General features: G+C 31.8%; 15 protein-coding genes. 13 read left to right on the forward strand and 2 right to left on the reverse strand.

All coding sequences use genetic code 11. The annotated features are described in order from the left end of the window. Positions 1 to 50: 50 nt before the first annotated feature. Genes gltX through FOC43_RS03435 form a run of 3 tightly spaced genes read left to right on the forward strand, consistent with a single transcriptional unit; the run spans position 51 to position 3,256 of the window. The gene (gltX, locus tag FOC43_RS03425; RefSeq protein ID WP_002788552.1) at positions 51 to 1,346 is read left to right on the forward strand and encodes a glutamate--tRNA ligase; all 1,296 of its coding nucleotides are present in this window, start codon (positions 51 to 53) and stop codon (positions 1,344 to 1,346) included. Positions 1,347 to 1,349: 3 nt separating this feature from the next. After that, the gene (locus FOC43_RS03430) at positions 1,350 to 1,631 is read left to right on the forward strand and encodes a YggT family protein (RefSeq protein WP_002788553.1); all 282 of its coding nucleotides are present in this window, start codon (positions 1,350 to 1,352) and stop codon (positions 1,629 to 1,631) included. Beyond that, complete coding sequence (locus FOC43_RS03435; RefSeq protein WP_025431515.1) at positions 1,625 to 3,256, forward strand: lytic transglycosylase domain-containing protein; 1,632 nt, start codon at positions 1,625 to 1,627, stop codon at positions 3,254 to 3,256. The genes FOC43_RS03430 and FOC43_RS03435 overlap by 7 nt, the downstream gene beginning before the upstream one ends. On the opposite strand, the gene FOC43_RS03440 is transcribed toward FOC43_RS03435, so the two are convergent. Next, positions 3,153 to 3,638 carry a hypothetical protein gene (locus FOC43_RS03440; protein WP_002790406.1) on the reverse strand — a complete coding sequence of 162 codons (486 nt, stop codon included), beginning with the start codon at positions 3,636 to 3,638 and terminating at the stop codon, positions 3,153 to 3,155. The two genes, FOC43_RS03435 and FOC43_RS03440, sit on opposite strands and share 104 nt — an antisense overlap. Positions 3,639 to 3,730: 92 nt before the next feature. Here FOC43_RS03440 and mobB point away from each other — a divergent pair, with 92 nt between their 5' ends. The 5 genes from mobB to FOC43_RS03465 are packed head-to-tail and all read left to right on the forward strand — an operon-like array spanning position 3,731 to position 8,104. Beyond that, positions 3,731 to 4,225, forward strand: coding sequence for a molybdopterin-guanine dinucleotide biosynthesis protein B (gene mobB, locus FOC43_RS03445; RefSeq protein WP_002788556.1), 495 nt, complete (start codon positions 3,731 to 3,733; stop codon positions 4,223 to 4,225). A 1-nt stretch (position 4,226) separates the two neighbouring features. Continuing rightward, entirely contained in the window at positions 4,227 to 5,069 is an 843-nt protein-coding gene (locus FOC43_RS03450) for a class 1 fructose-bisphosphatase (protein WP_002788557.1), read from the forward strand. After that, on the forward strand, positions 5,062 to 5,259 hold the full coding sequence (locus FOC43_RS03455; RefSeq protein WP_002776770.1) for a hypothetical protein: 198 nt from the start codon (positions 5,062 to 5,064) through the stop codon (positions 5,257 to 5,259). Before FOC43_RS03450 ends, FOC43_RS03455 begins: the two co-directional genes overlap by 8 nt. Before the next feature lie 9 nt (positions 5,260 to 5,268). Continuing rightward, positions 5,269 to 7,155, forward strand: a complete 1,887-nt coding sequence (gene metG / locus FOC43_RS03460) for a methionine--tRNA ligase (protein WP_002783756.1) — start codon at positions 5,269 to 5,271, stop codon at positions 7,153 to 7,155. A gap of 1 nt (position 7,156) precedes the next feature. Then, complete coding sequence (locus tag FOC43_RS03465) at positions 7,157 to 8,104, forward strand: hypothetical protein (RefSeq protein WP_002788558.1); 948 nt, start codon at positions 7,157 to 7,159, stop codon at positions 8,102 to 8,104. Here FOC43_RS03465 and FOC43_RS03470 read toward each other — a convergent pair. Further along, positions 8,077 to 8,553: a methylated-DNA--[protein]-cysteine S-methyltransferase gene (locus FOC43_RS03470; RefSeq protein ID WP_002788559.1), complete on the reverse strand. Its 477-nt coding sequence runs from the start codon at positions 8,551 to 8,553 to the stop codon at positions 8,077 to 8,079. The two genes, FOC43_RS03465 and FOC43_RS03470, sit on opposite strands and share 28 nt — an antisense overlap. 54 nt (positions 8,554 to 8,607) lie before the next feature. Between FOC43_RS03470 and FOC43_RS03475 the strand changes: the two genes are divergently transcribed. From FOC43_RS03475 to trmA, 5 genes are read left to right on the forward strand one after another with little or no spacing between them, the layout of a single operon-like run. Next, positions 8,608 to 11,154 (forward strand): bifunctional aconitate hydratase 2/2-methylisocitrate dehydratase, encoded by a 2,547-nt coding sequence (locus FOC43_RS03475; RefSeq protein WP_002776766.1) that lies wholly within the window; start codon positions 8,608 to 8,610, stop codon positions 11,152 to 11,154. A gap of 58 nt (positions 11,155 to 11,212) precedes the next feature. Continuing rightward, on the forward strand, positions 11,213 to 12,454 hold the full coding sequence (locus FOC43_RS03480; RefSeq protein WP_002776765.1) for an ankyrin repeat domain-containing protein: 1,242 nt from the start codon (positions 11,213 to 11,215) through the stop codon (positions 12,452 to 12,454). Beyond that, positions 12,451 to 13,200, forward strand: a complete 750-nt coding sequence (locus tag FOC43_RS03485; RefSeq protein WP_004284180.1) for an SDR family NAD(P)-dependent oxidoreductase — start codon at positions 12,451 to 12,453, stop codon at positions 13,198 to 13,200. Before FOC43_RS03480 ends, FOC43_RS03485 begins: the two co-directional genes overlap by 4 nt. Further along, positions 13,197 to 14,927, forward strand: a complete 1,731-nt coding sequence (locus tag FOC43_RS03490; protein WP_002793807.1) for a Na+/H+ antiporter NhaC family protein — start codon at positions 13,197 to 13,199, stop codon at positions 14,925 to 14,927. Before FOC43_RS03485 ends, FOC43_RS03490 begins: the two co-directional genes overlap by 4 nt. Continuing rightward, positions 14,924 to 16,012, forward strand: a complete 1,089-nt coding sequence (gene trmA, locus FOC43_RS03495) for a tRNA (uridine(54)-C5)-methyltransferase TrmA (protein WP_002788563.1) — start codon at positions 14,924 to 14,926, stop codon at positions 16,010 to 16,012. The genes FOC43_RS03490 and trmA overlap by 4 nt, the downstream gene beginning before the upstream one ends. Positions 16,013 to 16,016: the final 4 nt, after the last annotated feature.

Genomic DNA, 16,016 nt, shown 5'->3' on the forward strand with positions numbered 1-16,016 from the left:
TATAAATTTTTCTGTTATAATAAGCTTTTAATAAAATCAAAGGTTATCAAATGTATCGTTTTGCACCTTCTCCAACAGGCGATATGCATATAGGAAATTTACGCGCGGCTTTATTTAATTATATATGCGCTAGACAAAAAAATATGGATTTCATTTTGCGTATCGAAGACACCGATAAGGCTAGAAATATAACAGGAAAAGAAGAAGAGATTAAAGAAATTTTGCATCTTTTTGGCATTTCATGGCAGCATTATTATGTACAAAGTGAAAATTTAAAATTTCATCGTCAAATGGCTTTAAAGCTTGTAAGTGAAAAAAAAGCTTTTGCTTGTTTTTGCACCGAAGAAGAGCTTGAAGCAAAAAAAGAACTCGCCAAAAAGCAAGGCAAGGCCTATCGCTACGATGGCACTTGTCAGAATTTAGCAGATATTGATGTTTTAAAATGTGAAAAACCCTTTGTAATTCGCCTTAAAAAACCTACTCACACTATGAAATTTACAGATTTTATCAAAGGGGAGTTAAGTTTTGAGCCTGAAAATATCGATTCTTTTGTGATTATGCGAACAGATAAAACCCCTACTTACAATTTTGCTTGTGCGGTAGATGATATGCTTGAAAATGTAAGTTGCATCATACGCGGTGAAGATCATGTTTCAAATACCCCAAAACAAGAACATATTCGTGCAAGTTTAGGTTATGATAAAGCTATGACTTATGCACATTTACCTATTATCTTAAATGAAGAGGGTGTAAAAATGAGCAAAAGAGAGGCTCATTCTTCAGTAAAATGGTTACTTGAGAGTGGAATTTTACCTAGTGCGATCGCAAATTATCTTATCATGCTAGGCAATAAAACTCCTTGTGAAATTTTTACCTTAGAAGAAGCGATTGAGTGGTTTGATATTAGCAAAATTTCTAAAGCTCCAGCGAGATTTGATCTTAAAAAACTTTTGCAAATCAATCGCGAACATATAAAAATGATGGCAGATAATGAACTCAATACTGCTTTAAATTTAAATAAAGATCTAGCACAACTTGCCAAATTTTATACCCAAGAAGCAAGCACCATCAAAGAAATCAAAGAAAAACTAGAAGCTATCTTTGGTGCTAAAGATTTTAACGAATTTGAACCAGAATGTAAAATTTTAAAAGATCTTTTAAGTCAAATCGAACCTTTTGAGAGTTATGAAGAGTTTAAAAGCTATCTCTTAGAAAAAAGTCAACTAAAGGGTAAAAAATTTTTTATGCCTCTAAGAATTATCCTAACTGGAAATACTCATGGCCCTGAATTAAATGATCTTTACCCTTATATAAAAAATTATATTAACGAATTAGCAAGGATATAAATAATGGTTGTAGATTCTTTGATTATTTCTATTTTTCAAGTGATTCAAATTATTATCAATATTTACACTTGGATTATCATCATCACAGCACTTTTAAGTTGGGTAAATCCTGATCCTTACAATCCTATCGTTCAAATTTTATATAAGCTAAGCTCTCCTGCTTATGCTTTAGTGAGAAAAATTCCAACACGCATAGGAAGCATAGATCTTGCGCCTTTGATTATCGTTTTAGCCTTACAATTTCTTAGTATTTTTCTTGGAAATATCCTAAGGAGCTTATTGTGAGAAAAATACTTATCTTACTTAGCTTAAGCTTGGTATTTTTAAATGCTAGCCCCTATAATTTAGAAAGATTAAAACAAGAGGAAAATTCCATAGCTAAAGATTATTATATCTATCGTCTTTTAGAAAAAAAAACAATAAGTAAAAAAGAGGCTGAAGGCTTAAATTCTCATATCTTCCGCTATGTAGGTAAAATCAAATCCGAACTTGAAAAAATAATTCCTGTAAAAATTTTCATCGATCCTAAATACGCTCCATGCTACAACTACACCAAAGCTAATATACTTGATGCAAATCAAACTTGCCAAAGTGTAAGATTAAACTCAATAGCCTTTATAGCAAGCCTTGATAATGCTAGCCGAAGTGCCTTAGCTCAAAAACTTAGTCATCAAAGAGACGATTTGGCTAATTTACTTTTAGCTTTTAACACTCCCGAACCTATGGCTTATATCATTCAAAAAGAAGATGTTAATGGTTTTTTTAGACTTCGTAATTATTCTAAAAAATATGATTTTGATTTAAATGCTAGTTTTGCCAATAAGCTACCCACTCATGTAGGGTTTAAGAATTTTGCACAAAATATTATCATAAAAAAAGAAAATCCCAAATTTAGGGCTTCAATGCTAAAAATAGATCCAACATTTGTAAATGAGGATTCTGCTTTTTATTTAGGCATTAATGCCTTAGCCTATAATAAAGAGGAACTGGCTTACAATTTCTTTGCCAAAGCAGCACAAACTTTTAAAATGCAAAGCAACAAAGACAATGCTATATTTTGGATGTGGATGATTAAAAAAGATGATAAAGATTTGCAAACTTTAGCCAAAAGCTCTTCTTTAAATATCTATAGTCTTTACGCTAAAGAATTAACAAATTCTGAATTTCTTAAAATTGAAGTCATAGATTCTACAAATAAGAAAAAAAACAATTTCAATATGCAAGATCCTTTTGCATGGCAAAAACTCAACAAACAAATTCGCGAAGCTAATGCAAGCGAACTTGATAGATTGGCTAAAGAATTTGACTCAAAAGAAACTCTGCCTATCTATGCTTATATCTTAGAAAGAAAATCAAAATTTAAAAACCATTATTTTATAATGCCTTATTATGAATACATTAAAAATTATAGCGCCCCAAGACAAGCGCTTATCTTAGCCATTGCTAGACAAGAAAGTCGTTTTATCCCTACTGCGATATCGGTTTCTTATGCTTTAGGTATGATGCAATTTATGCCATTTTTAGCCAATCATATCGGCGAGAAAGAATTAAAAATTCCAAATTTTGATCAAGATTTTATGTTTGAGCCAAAAAATGCCTATTATTTTGGAAATCATCATTTAAATTATTTAGAAAAACATTTAAAATCTCCTCTTTTTATTGCTTATGCTTATAATGGAGGCATAGGCTTTACCAATCGTATGCTTGCAAGAGATGATATGTTTAAACAAGGCAAATTCGAACCTTTCTTATCTATGGAATTTGTCCCTTATCAAGAAAGTCGAATTTATGGAAAAAAAGTATTGGCTAATTATATTGTGTATCGACGTCTTCTGAACGATAGTATAAAGATTTCGGATATTTTTGAAAATTTAACTCAAAACAAGGCAGGTGATTTAAACAAATCTTAGCGATAATTTTGTCTTCTTTTTTTACGCTTGGAAGAGTTATTTTTAGATAACGGGTATAACGATTTTGTATCAAGTATTTAAAAAACTCTTCATCAAGTTCTTCTATATTAGCCTTTCTTTCATTGATAAAAATTTCTAAATTTTCTATCTTCAAAGTATCAGGAGTGATAGTCAAAGCAAAAATATCCTCCTCGCTAGCTTTATCTAAAATAGGATTTAAATAAGACAGGGTAATTATAGCATTCATTTTATCTTGAGTAATTTTATATTTTTGAGCAAACATTAAAGTTTGAGTTTTCAAATTCGCATCCACAACCGCTTCTTCCTTTAAAGAACAAGCACCAAAAATTAACGCTGCAAGGGCTAAGGTATAAATCTTCATATTTTTCCTAATTTTTTTCTATATTTTAACCTTTTAACTCTATTTTTTGGTTTAAAATACTATAATTTACATTTTATTTTAGGAAAATGGTAATGAAAAAATCAATCATAGCTTTTAGCGGTCCCTCAAATTCAGGCAAAACAACACTGATCACAAAAATTGCAAATGAATTTATAAAACAAAACCTAAAAGTTTTGATTATCAAACACGATCCTGCAGATAAAGCTCAATTTGATGTCAATGGCAAGGATAGTTTTAAGTTTTTTCAAAGTGGTGCTGAAGTGATGGTTTTAAGTCCTACTCGCACGACTTTTTTCTCTCATGAAAAAAGAGATATTTTAAGCGCGTTAAAAATAGCGCCTGATTTTGATTTATGTTTGGTTGAAGGATTAAAAACCTTAGATTTACCACGCATAAGTGTTTTTTATAAAGAAATTGATGAAAGTTATTTTGCTTTTTCTAATGCTATTGCAAGCTATGAAAAAATTGATTCTTATCCGAATTTAACTTGGCTTGATTTAAATGACGTGCAAAGAATTTGCAATTATATTTTAAAAAATGCGAAAAATTTACAAGGAGAATTATAAAATGCAAGAACTTATTTCCTACATACAAAAAGCAGTAATTGAAATTTCAAATGCTTTAAAATTTCCCGATACAAGCTATAGTCAAAACCAAAACTCCACAGGCGATACTCAACTTAAATTTGATGTTTTAAGTGATGAGATTATCACAAATACTTTAAGTCAGTGCCCTAGCATTAAAGCTATTATCAGCGAAGAAAAAGATGAGATTTTAAATATCAATGAAAATGCGAAATTTATCGTCGCTTACGATCCGCTTGATGGCTCAAGTTTAATGGATGTTAATTTTACTATAGGTTCTATTTTTGCTATTTATGAAGAAAAAGCAAGTGCTAAAAATTTAAAAGCTGCGCTTTATAGCATGTATGGAGCTCGCTTGGAACTTGTTATTTGCGAAGATAAGCCAAAACTCTACCGTCTTGATAAAAACAACAAATTTGTTTTTGTAAAAGACCTTCAAATGCAAGAAAAAGGTAAAATCAATGCTACAGGCGGTACTCAAAAATTTTGGGAAGAAAAGCATGCTAAGTTTATCAAAAAATTATTCGATGAGGGTTATCGCCTAAGATATTCAGGAGCTATGGTAAGTGATATCAATCAAATTTTGCTCAAAGGTGGTGGACTTTTTAGCTATCCAGCAACTAGTGATGCGCCTAAGGGTAAATTGCGCGCTTTTTTTGAAGTATTTCCTTTAGCTTTTATTATAGAAAAAGCAGGAGGTAAAACCACAAATGGAAAAAATCATTCCTTGTTAGAACTTGATTTTGATGAAATTCACGCAACCACACCTTGCTTTTTTGGCTCAAAATATGAAATTTCAGAGCTTTTAAAGGCTTATAATGAGTGAAATAAGAGATGAGTTTGAGCAAGACTTAGATAAAAAAAAAGAAATTTTAAGCTCTTGCCAAAGCTCAAAAGGCTTAAAGTCTTGCTATAATTGCGATGAAATTTTTAATTGCTCTACAAGAAAAGATTATGTAGATGCAGTTTACAATAGTATGTCTAAGGGTAAAACCGAAGGCGGATTTGATTTTTAAAGGAATAAAATGCGTTATCTTACAACTCCAATTTATTATGTAAATGATGTGCCTCACTTAGGACATGCTTATACCACTATCATTGCGGACACTTTAGCTAGATTTTATCGTTTGCAAGGGCATGAGACTAGATTGTTAACAGGTACTGATGAACACGGACAAAAAATAGAACAAGCAGCAAAAATAAGAAACTCAACCCCAAAAGAATACGCTGATAAAATCAGTTCTGAATTTAAAAAACTTTGGGATGAGTTTGAAATCACTTATGATATATATGCAAGAACAACCGATACTAGGCATGTTGAATTTGTTAAAGCTATGTTTTTAAAAATGTGGCAAAAAGGAGATATTTATAAGGATGAATATGAGGGACATTATTGTATTTCATGTGAAAGTTTTTTTGCAAAAAGTCAACTTATAAACGAATGTGGATGTCCTGATTGTGGCAAAGATACTTCTTTATTAAAAGAAGAAAGTTATTTTTTTAAGCTTTCAAAATATCAAGATAAGATTCTTCAATGGTATGATAAAGAAGATCCTATCTTGCCTAAAAATAAAAAAAATGAATTGATTAATTTTGTCCAAAGTGGACTTAAAGATCTTTCTATTACTCGAACAAGCTTTGATTGGGGTATTGAAATCCCAGAAGAAATTAAAGACGATAAACACATTATTTATGTATGGCTTGATGCGCTTTTTATTTATATAAGCTCGCTTGATTATCAAAGCCAAGGAGAAAATGCTAAATTTTGGCCAGCCCACATACACTTAGTAGGCAAAGACATCTTGCGTTTTCATGCGATTTATTGGCCAGCCTTTTTAATGAGCGTGGATTTACCTTTGCCTAAATTTATCGGCGCGCACGGTTGGTGGACTAAAGAGGGTGAAAAAATGAGCAAGTCTAAAGGTAATGTCGTAAAACCTAAAGAAGTGGTAGATGCTTATGGCTTAGAGGCTTTTAGATACTTTCTGCTAAGAGAAGTTCCTTTTGGGAATGATGGTGATTTTAGCGAAAGTGTTTTGATTAATAGAATCAATACAGAACTAGGCAATGAATTTGGCAATTTACTCAACCGCATCATAGGAATGAGTATAAAATATAATCAAGGTAATATTTCTCAAGAAGGCGTTTTAGAATTTTATAAAAACGAACTTGATACGGCTAAAGAGCACTTAGATAACGCTATAAACTTTTTAGAAAACCTACAATGTAATCGCTATCTAGAAGAGCTTTTTAAAGCCTTAAGTGTTGCAAATTTAGCCATTAGCAAATACGAACCTTGGAATTTAATCAAAGCAAATAAAATCAAAGAAGCCAATGCTCTTATAGGACTTTGTGCAAATATCTTAGCTAAAACAAGTCTTTTATTAAGCCCTACTTTGCCAAAATCTTGTCAAAAAGTAGGTTTGGCTTTAAATTTTGAAATTTCTCCTACAAACTATCAAAAACTTATCTTACAAAATGAACTTTTAGATTTTAAGGCTAGCGCCTGTGAAGCTTTATTTCCAAAAATAGAAAAACCTCTCTTATCTCAAGAAGAAAAACAAGAAGTCAAAAAAGAAGAAAAGCCTAAAATCAAAATCGATGATTTTGCAAAAATAGAGATTAAGGTAGCCAAGGTGATTGATTGTCAAAATATAGAAGGCAGTGAAAAACTTTTAAAATTTAAACTCGAACTTGACAATAAAGAAATTCGTCAAGTGCTTTCAGGTATTGCTAAGTATTATAAAGCAAGCGATTTGATAGGAAAGCAAGTTTGTGTTATAAGCAATCTTAAAAAAGCTAAGATTTTTGGACATGAAAGCGATGGTATGATACTTTCTGCAAAAAGCGGGGATAAACTTGTGCTCATAAGCCCTGAACAACTTGTAGAAAACGGCTCTTTAGTAGGCTAGGATGAATATTAGCAATCTAAGCGAACTCATTCATGCAAATATGCTTAATGAAGGCAGTGTTTTAAGCGTTACAGGCTTTGCATTAAGTCTTCATGAGCTTAAAAATGGCTTCGCTTTTTTTAGCAATAATAAAAAAGAGATAATCCAAGCAGTGCAAAAAGGCGCATTTGCTATTATTTCAGAGCATGAGCTTTGTATTGATGATAAAGAAATTTATTATCTTCAGGTGGATAATCTAGAATCAGCCTTAATTAAACTCTTGCGTTTTTTATGCGAAGAAAAAGAGTGTGAATTTATAGCACTTCAAGCTTATGAGCTAGGAATTTGCAAAGCATTTTCTTTAAACATTTTAAAAGGAAATATATTTGTAGATTTTAACTCACTTATCAAGGCTAAAAAGGGTGAAATTTTTTGTTTTAGCGATGAGAATTACTTACTTCAACTTTGCGCATCTTTAACAATCCTAAAAGAAGCAAATTTTACCCTACTTTCTCGCTCTAGCTTTTTTTTTACGACTCTAGTTTGTGATAATTTGTATTTTAAAAACTTAAATCTTCCCTTTATTTATGCCAAAATTTTTGCAAAAATTATGTTTTATCTTAAAGAAAAAAATACAAAAATGAGTTTTGATTTTAATAAAATAGATGATTTTAAAATTTATTTCATGGATGAAAATTTTAATATTTCTGAATTTGGCTCAAGTGCAAGAGCATTTATCATCGTAAGCAATCAAAATACCTTTGATTTTTGGCAAGAAAATTTTAAAAATATAAAGGGTTTTAAAACCGCTTTGCATAATTCATTATTCTGCGATTTTTCATACGACAAACTTTTAGATTTTAAAAACTTAAAAAATTTTAAATACTGCCTGCTTTTAGAAGATTATGAAGCTTTTGAGCGTGAATTTAAAAATGAAGAAAATCAATCTCCAAGCTTATTTTTAAACTGACTTAAATCAACCCCCTCACATTCTAACAAAAATCTTTTTATAGCAAGACCGCCATTATATCCACCCAAGCCATTACTAGCTATAACCCTATGACAAGGAATAAAAATAGGAATTAAATTTTTAGAGTTTGCATTACCCACTGCGCGAAAAGCTTTGGGATGGTTGATATTTATAGCTATTTCTTTGTAAGTAACAAGCTTTGCATAAGGGATATTTATCAATTCTTTATATACTTTTTGTTCAAAATCACCCCCTTGTATCCATAAAGGTGTTTGAAATTTTTGAAGCTTTTTAGCAAAATAAAGTCTGAGTTCTTCTTTGGCAAATTCAAGCAGGGGACAAGTATTTTCAATATCCAAACGATCGCAAAAATCGATTTTTGTTAAGAAATCTCCATTGCTATGTAGAGATAAGTAACAAAATGGTATTTTATAATAAACTTTAAACATATTTTATCCTTTAAATAGTTAAAATTATACTAAAAAATATTTAAGGAGTAAAAAATGTCTTTTATGCAAGATTACAATAAGCTTGTTGAAGAAAGAGCAGCTTTGGGTATCCCACCCCTTCCTTTAAATGCAGAACAAACTAAAGAACTTTGTGAACTTTTAAAAACCCAAAATGATGAAAAATTGGTATCTTTATTGCAAAATCGTGTCAATCCAGGCGTTGACGATGCAGCCTTGATAAAATGTGAATTTCTAGATGGAATTTTAAAAAATAAATTTCAAGCTCCAGCCATAGATAAAAAACTCGCTTTAAAAATGCTTGAAACAATGCTAGGTGGTTATAATGTAAAAGTTTTAATCGATGCATTAAAAGATGAAAGTATAGCTAGCGATGCAGCAGAAGTACTTAAAAATATCATCTTTGTACATGATAATTTCCATACCGTAGCAGAACTTAGCAAAAGCAATAATCATGCTAAAGCTGTTTTGGAAAGTTGGGCAAATGCAGATTGGTTTAATAAAAAAGAAAAATTACCTCAAGTGATTCAATGTGTAGTTTTTAAAGTAGCAGGAGAAACCAATACAGATGATTTAAGCCCTGCTGGTGATGCTTTTACAAGAAGCGATATCCCTTTACATGCTAATGCTATGCTAAAAGTAAGACAAACAGGTTCTCTAGAAAAAATCAAAGAACTCAAAAAAAGTGGTCGTGAAGTCGTATATGTGGGCGATGTCGTAGGTACAGGTTCAAGTAGAAAATCTGCGATTAACTCCATACAATGGCATTTAGGAAAAGAAATTGATGGTGTGCCAAACAAACACAGTGGTGGTATAGTAATGGGCTCAACCATAGCTCCGATTTTCTTTAACACAGCTCAAGATAGCGGTGCTTTACCTATTATTTGCGATGTGTCCAATCTAGAAATGGGAGATGAGTTTGAAATTCACCCTTATGAAGGAAAGATTGTAAAAAATGGTTCTGTTGTTGCAGAGTTTAAACTCAGCCCAAATACCATCTTAGATGAAGTTAGAGCAGGAGGAAGAATTCCACTTATCATAGGTCGTGGACTTTGTGCTAAAGCTAGAGAATTCTTAGGAATGGAAAATGAAAATATCTTTACTAAGCCAGAACAACCTGAAGCTTCAAGCGGTGGATATACTTTAGCTCAAAAAATGCTAGGGCGTGCCTGTGGAGTTGAAGGTGTGCGTCCAGGTATGTATATAGAGCCTCGCACACTTACTGTAGGTTCTCAAGATACTACAGGTCCTATGACAAGAGATGAGATTAAAGAGCTTGCAAGCTTAGGATTTAATGCGGATTTTGTAATGCAAAGTTTTTGTCATACTGCTGCTTATCCAAAGGTTAGTGACTCAAATTTGCACAAAACTTTACCTAATTTCATGACAAGTCGTGGTGGAGTAAGCTTAAAACCAGGCGATGGGGTAATCCACTCTTGGCTTAATCGTTTTGTTTTACCTGATACAGTAGGAACAGGTGGAGATTCTCACACTCGTTTTCCTATAGGAATTTCATTTCCTGCAGGAAGTGGACTTGTAGCTTTTGCTGCAGTAACTGGCTCTATGCCTTTGAATGTACCTGAAAGTGTTTTGGTGCGTTTTAGCGGAGAATTGCAAGCTGGAGTTACCTTAAGAGATCTTGTAAATGCTATACCTTATTATGCAATCAAACAAGGACAACTTACTGTTGAAAAGAAAAATAAAAAGAACATTTTTGCAGGAAAAATTTTAGAAATAGAAGGCTTGCCAAACTTAAAAGTAGAACAAGCTTTTGAACTCAGTGATGCAAGTGCTGAAAGATCTGCAGCTGCTTGTAGTGTAGATTTAAGCATAGAAAGTGTAAGCGAATATATCAAATCAAATATTTCACTTATAGAAGCAATGATAGAAGCAGGATATGAAGATAAAGCCACTCTTGCTAGAAGAGCGGATAAAATGAGAGAATGGCTTAAAAACCCTACTCTTTTAAGAGCAGATAAAGATGCAAAATATGCGTACATTATCGATATTAATCTTAACGATATCAAGGAGCCAATTCTAGCTTGTCCAAATGACCCTGATGATGTGGCAACCTTAAGCGAAATTTTAGCCGATGATAAGCGTCCAAAAAATATCGATGAAGTTTTTGTAGGCTCTTGTATGACAAACATAGGACATTATAGAGCTTTGGGAGAAATTTTAAAAGATAAAGGCATACTTAAAACCAGACTTTGGGTAGTGCCTCCAACAAAAATGGATAAAGCACAACTCACCAAAGAAGGTTATTACAGCATCTTTGGCGCAGCAGGCGCTAGAATAGAAGTTCCAGGTTGTTCGCTATGTATGGGAAATCAAGCAAGAGTAAATGATGGTGCTGTTGTCTTCTCAACCTCTACAAGAAACTTTGACAATCGTATGGGTATGGGTGCTAAAGTATATCTAGGAAGTGCTGAACTTGCAGCAGTTTGTGCGATTTTAGGTAAAATCCCAAGCAAAGAAGAATATTTGCAAATCGTAAGCGATAAATTAAGCGATGCGCACAAAGCAAATATTTATAAATATCTTAATTTTAATGAAATTGATAATTTTAAACTAGATAATTAATCCAAATTTAAAGCAGATTTGGGTTAAAATTATAGATTAAAATTTTCAAAGGATAAAATTGAGATTATTATTTATTTTATTTTGTTGTTTTTTAGGTTTAAAGGCCGAAAATTTAATTACTTGTGATTATATAAAAAATAACAAAGCCCAAGTTTTTCAAGATAGTCCAAAGCAAGACTATCTTGATATTGCTTCTACTTGTGATTTTTCTTTAAAAAATCAAGCTTTTACCAAAAGACTTTATCAACTCGCCAATGAAATTCGCGGTGGAAATGCTGCTTGTAGTGGTATTGAATATTTTCCAAAACTACAAGAATTTGACTTTTTGCTTTTAAAAATTTCTATTGATCCTATAGAATATCAAAAAGGTCTAGATGCTCCTGAAAATTTAGAAAAAAAATACACTCTTTTAAGATCTTATTTTAGATATTGGGCTTATCAAAGTATAGGAAATTTTAGACTTTATCAAGAATTTTGGCAAGAATACAATAATGCCATAGAACCCTTAGAACAATATTTTGAAAATAATTTCAAATTCGACAAGGGTAGCAATATTTACTATACCACCAATGCTTTAAATGAATTTTTAAATTGGGCTGTAGGAGAAACTAAAATTTACAAAGATATAAGTCCTTTAGCAAAAGTTTTATCCAATAAAAAACATTCAATAACTTATATCCAAGATTTTATTTATACCAATAATCTCAACCGAGATGAACTTACCATAGGGCTTCAAGCAGCCTTGTTAAACCAACGCAACAAAGATATTTTAAATCTTTTGATCCGTTTGGGTGCTAGAATCGATGAGGGTTATGAAAATGCTTTGTTTTATGCTTTAGAAAACTACGATAATACCAAATTTTTATTAGAACTAGGTTTAAATGTCAATAGTGCCAATACTTTTGGCAAGACACCTTTATTTTACGCTATAGAATTTAAGCGCAAAGATATTGTTTCATTGCTTTTAGAATATGGTACTGATGTTAATAAAAAATACATTAACGATAATGAAAAATTAGCCCTAAGCGCAAATATAGGCGGAAACACTCCTTATTTTATCACCTTTTGTGCTTTGGAGCACACTTCTAAAAATGTTCTTATGCATGCGGCCGCTTATGGAGATGTAGAAATTTTAAAAATGCTTGTTGCAAAAGGTGCTGATATTAACGAAATAGATGATTTAGGTTTTAATGCTTTAGATTTTGCCCTAGCAGCCAATCAAAAAGATAATGCTAATTATCTGCAAAGTCTGGGTTTAAAACCCAATGAAAATTTAATTTACGGAGGGAGTTTAGAATGAAAACTGCATTTATCACAGGAGCAAGCTCTGGTTTTGGGCATGCTTGCGTTGAAGCTTTTATACAAGAAGGATACAAAGTCATTGCTCTAGCAAGAAGAAAGGATCGTTTAGATGAATTAAAAGCCAAATACAAAGATCAAATTCACATACTTTGTCTTGATGTAAGAAAACAAGAAGAGATCTTTAAAGCTGTTGAAAACCTACCTAACGATTTTAAAGAAATAGATGTACTTTTTAATAATGCTGGTTTAGCTCTTGGCATAGATGAATTTGATAAATTAAGTATAGAAGATATAGACACTATGGTTGATACTAATATCAAAGGTCTTTTATATGTAGCAAAAGCGATCATTCCTATACTTCGCAAACAAAAAAGTGCTTATATCTTCAATCTTGGCTCTGTAGCAGCTAGAAATCCTTATTTTGGTGGCAATGTATATTGTGGAACTAAAGCATTTGTAGGACAATTTTCTAGGGCCTTAAGAAATGATTTAAGGGGAGAAAATATCAAGGTTACAAACATAGCTCCAGGGCTTTGCAAAACTGAATTTAGTGAAGTTCGCTTTAAAGGAGATAAGGCAAAAGCCAATGCAGTCTATGAAGGGACGCAATACATAAGTGCACAAGATATAGCAAAAGTAGTGATGTCAATCATCAATCTGCCAAGCCATATCAATGTCAATGAAATAGAATTAATGCCTGTTACTCAAACTTGGAATGGCTTTTATATAGAGCAAAATCAATGAGATTTTTAGTATTTTTCCTACTGCCTTTACTTGCATTTGCCAATACACATCAAGCTACGGCAAATGCAAATTTATTTGGAGTTTTCACTCTTATACCTCCTTTGGTTGCTATCACTCTAGCTTTTATTACAAAAGATGTGATCTTGTCTCTTTTTGCAGGAGTTTTAAGCGGAACCTTCTTGCTTAGTCTTGCTTCTAATATTTTTCAAGCCGACAGCTTAAGTTTTATTCATTTTTATAATACTGCGATAGATTCTTTTTCAAAAATTATTTCTTATATTTTAGAATCAACTTCAGATCCTGTAAATGCTGGTATCATCTTGCAAATTTTATGCATAGGTGGGCTTGTTGCACTTATCACCAAAATGGGTGGCGCAAAAGCTGTGGCTATAAAATTTGCAAAAAGAGCAAAATCAGCAGTATCGGCACAAGTAAATACTTGGTTTTTAGGTTTGTTAATCTTTTTTGATGATTACGCTAATTTACTCATCGTAGGACCTATCATGCGTCCTTTAGCAGATAAATTTAAAATTTCTCGTGAAAAATTTGCCTTTATTATCGATTCTACAGCTGCACCCGTTGCAGGGATTGCTGTGATTTCTACCTGGATAGGTTTAGAAGTATCTTTAATCAAAAATGCCTATGAAGATATAGGCATTAGCAATATCAGCGCTTTTGGGGTTTTTGTTGAAACCATACCCTATAGATTTTACAATATTTTTATGCTTTTCTTTGTTTTAATGACTGCGCTTATGGGGCGTGAATTTGGTCCTATGTTAAAAGCTGAAATTCGTGCAAGAACTACAGGACAAATCGCTCCTTTATCAAAATCAAGCACCCTAGATACCGCAGAACTTGAAGATCAGTTTTTAGCTCCAAAAGAAGATATTAAAATCCGTGCATTAGATGCTACGATTCCTATTTTAACTTTGATTGTTTTAGCTATACTTGGATTTTATTTTAATGGACTAAGTACTTTAGAAGGTGAAGAATTACTAAAAGCAAATGCAAATCCTTTATCTTTTGAAACCCTTAGGCTAGCTTTTGGAAGTGCAAATTCTTCTGTGGTGCTTTTTCAAGCCGCCTTATTTGCCGCTATTGTAGCAATTTTTATTGGAGTGTATCGCAAAATTTTTAATTTTAAAGAAGCGGTTGAAACTTGGATATATGGTTGGAAAACTATGATTTTTACCATAGTTTTACTTTTGTTTGCATGGTCGCTTTCAAGCATAGTAAAAGAGCTTGGAACTCCAGAATTTATCTCAAGCTTGCTCGCTGATAAATTGCCTGAATTTATCCTACCTGCTACCATTTTTGCTTTTGCTTCGCTTATTTCTTTTGCGATAGGAACAAGCTATGGGACTATGGGTATTTTAATGCCTTTGGCGGTGCCTTTAGCTTATAAGGTTGCACAAATAAATGCAATGGATATGGATGCAATGCATCATTATATGGTGATTAATATAAGTTGTGTCTTAACTGGAGCCATTTTTGGAAACCATTGTTCGCCTATTTCAGACAATGTAATCCTTTCATCAATGAGTGCAAAATGCGATCATATGGAGCATGTTCGCACTCAAATTCCTTATGCCTTATTTATTTGTGTAATTTCTTTATTTGCTGGTTATATACCTGTTTCTTTAGGGCTTAGTGTATGGTTGGTTCTTCCTTTAAATTTAATTCTTATTGCATTTTTGCTTAGAATTATCGGAAAGAAAGTTTCATGAGTCTTCAAGAATTTGGAAATTTTTTAAAATTAGAAGAAAAAGCTTCTTTTATAAAAGAATTTTTCAAAGATTTTTATCAAGGAAATTTCGAGCTTTTTTCTTCCAAAGATAAACATTACCGCACAAGAGCAGAGCTTTCATTTTATCATGATAAAGACGAAATTTATTATGCGATGTTTGAAAATAAAAAGAAAATCATCATAGAAAGCTTAGAATTTGCAGATGAAAAAATCACCGCTTTTATGCCCAAACTCTTAAAACAAATTCGCAACAATACAAATTTAAAAGAAAAACTTTTTGGTGTAGAGTTTTTAGCGACTAAAAACGAGTTAAGCACCACTCTACTTTATCATAAAAATATAGAGCTTATTTACAATGACTTAAATAATTTAAGCTTAGAACTTGATGCAAATTTAATCGCAAGAAGCAAAGGTAAAAAACTTGTTTTTAAAAAAGAAAATTTAAGACAAGAGCTTGATATACAAGGTAGAAAAATATTTTATGAATTTAACAATGATTGTTTCATACAGCCTAATACCTCCATCAATGAAAAAATGATAACTTGGGTGTGTGAAAATTTAAAAACCCAAGAAAGAAAAGACTTGCTTGAGCTTTATTGTGGATATGGAAATTTTACTCTAGCTTTAGCAATTTTTTTTAACAATGTACTAGCCACTGAAATTTCAAAAAGCAATATTAATTTTGCCTTGCTTAATTGCAAGATCAACAATATCTCAAATATCCATTTTACAAGACTTTCAAGCGAGGAATTATCCCAAGCTTTAAAAAAAGAAAGGGAATTTTTTCGCTTAAAAGATATTGATTTAGATAATTTTAATTTTTCTCATATTTTAGTCGATCCACCGCGTGCAGGACTTGATAAAAGTGTGATTGATTTAATTAAAAATTATGAAAACATCATTTATATTTCTTGTAATCCTATCAGCTTGAAAGAAAATTTAAAAGAACTTGCTCTTACGCATAAAGTTGAAAAATTTGCGCTTTTTGATCAGTTTGTTAATACTCCGCATTTAGAATGTGGAATACTTTTAAAATCTTTACATTCTAAGCAATCTTCAATTTGAAAGT

The sequence above is a fragment of the Campylobacter coli genome, from assembly GCF_009730395.1.
In the GTDB taxonomy this organism is placed as follows: Bacteria; Campylobacterota; Campylobacteria; order Campylobacterales; family Campylobacteraceae; genus Campylobacter_D; species Campylobacter_D coli.